The 348-nt window shown below is 76.4% G+C and carries 1 pseudogene; it reads right to left on the bottom strand.

Going from position 1 to position 348, the window contains the following annotated elements:
- Window positions 1-348, bottom strand: a pseudogene (locus tag AOK01_RS46005) (ADP-ribosylglycohydrolase family protein); the annotation flags it as partial.

Genomic DNA, 348 nt, shown 5'->3' with positions numbered 1-348 from the left:
GGCGACGGCCAGTACGCAGGCCCGTACGCAGGCCGCGTCGTCGAAGTAGTGGGGGTTGTCGTGGCCGGAGGCGGGCGGGCGCAGGCCGGTGGCGAGGTTGCCGAGACCGGCTCGTACGGAGATGCGGGCGCGCAGCGGGAGTACGGCCGACTCGACCTCGGGGGCGCGGTCCGCCGCGGCGGCGACCTCGCTGGCGATGGCGTTCCACGAGAGGTCGATGGCCGCACGCATCCGGCGGTCTCGGCTCAGGTCGCCGAGCGCGGCGGCGTCGGCGCCCCTTAGGACCGCCTCCGCCGCGAACGCCGCCCATTCGGCGTCGTCCGAGGGGCCGAGCCGGAGGGGTTCCGG

Source organism: Streptomyces aurantiacus, from assembly GCF_001418335.1.
Classification (GTDB): Bacteria; Actinomycetota; Actinomycetes; order Streptomycetales; family Streptomycetaceae; genus Streptomyces; species Streptomyces aurantiacus.
The sequence above is the reverse complement of the archived record's forward strand: the minus strand, read 5'-3'. Positions and strand labels throughout refer to the sequence as shown.